This window comes from Streptomyces sp. P17, from assembly GCF_032436805.1.
Classification (GTDB): domain Bacteria; phylum Actinomycetota; class Actinomycetes; order Streptomycetales; family Streptomycetaceae; genus Streptomyces.
Window position 1 is genome coordinate 1 of the sequence record NZ_JAVRBF010000411.1, and the last position, 379, is coordinate 379.

1 protein-coding gene is annotated in these 379 nt (G+C 51.2%); it reads left to right on the forward strand.

Annotated elements, in window-relative coordinates; translation table 11 throughout:
- On the forward strand, window positions 1-379 hold a 379-nt coding region (locus RMT89_RS41515), incomplete at both ends, for a hypothetical protein (protein ID WP_315888936.1).

A 379-nucleotide genomic window follows, 5' to 3' on the forward strand; every position in this document is an offset into this window, starting at 1 on the left:
CGGAATATGCGGCTATAAAGGCGCGGGGAAATCAACTGTCTGCGAAGTCGCAATTAATCTGGAGCGGCCCGAACATCCGTTCGTACGGTACGGTTTTTCCGATCCACTTTATAAAATGTTGTATGCGATGGGAATTCCCGAAGAAATCGTTTATGACAAAACACGATGGGACGAACCGCTAGACATTTTGTGCGGTAAAACGACGCGTTACGCGTGTCAAACACTCGGTACGGAATGGGGAAGAACTTATTTCGGCCCAATCTGGACGAACGCCGCAATGAACCGAGCGGAAAAGGCGATCAACGCCGGGAAAATCGTCATTCTCGACAACGTGCGAATGCCGGATGAAGCGATCGCGATTGAACGACGCGGCGGGATC